This window comes from Xanthomonas sp. WHRI 1810A, from assembly GCF_040202885.1.
GTDB lineage: Bacteria > Pseudomonadota > Gammaproteobacteria > Pseudomonadales > Pseudomonadaceae > Aquipseudomonas.
Genome location: NZ_JBEGED010000063.1, coordinates 1 through 563, shown reverse-complemented (window position 1 = coordinate 563; position 563 = coordinate 1). Strand labels below are relative to the sequence as shown.

Annotated in this window: 1 pseudogene; it reads right to left on the bottom strand. The window is 66.4% G+C overall.

Annotated features, from left to right (window positions below):
* Positions 1 to 103: 103 nt before the first annotated feature.
* Positions 104 to 563: pseudogene (locus tag ABQX22_RS26730) on the bottom strand (GNAT family N-acetyltransferase); the annotation flags it as partial.

The window sequence follows — 563 nt, the reverse complement described above, 5'->3', positions numbered from 1 at the left end:
CTCGAAAAATTATACCCCCTTGCGCTAATGACAGGGCGTCTGCGAGCTGACCGGACGGGTAGGTCGACCGGCCTCGCACCTACGTGCGAAGGGCGCTGCGGCGTCAGATGCCGAGCGCGCGCGGTTCGCTCCAAAGCGCGCTGCGCTCCCATATCTGCGCGAATTCGCGCTCCAGCTGACGACTGCGCGCGGCGCCCGACAGCCAAGTTTCGCCGTCGTCGAAGCGGTGGCCTGTTGGACGAAAGTAGTAGGCGTCATCGCCTACCACGTAGGCCGACGCGTAGCTGCCATCGACCGGATCGCTGACCGCACGGAAGCGAAACACGCTGGGCAGGCGCTGGGCCAGCCGCAACAGCGCGCTGCCACTGGCGTTGGCGCTTGCGGTGTCCTGCACCAGTACATGCACGCGTTTGTCATGCCGGGCGGTGGCGAAGCGACGCAGCGCATCGAGTGCCGCAACGTTGTCGAACAGCGGCGGATCCAGTGCACGCGTATAGATCAGCACCTGACGGCGCGCCGCACACAGCAGGCCGGTGGTGGCAGCCAGGGCTGCGCTCAGATGC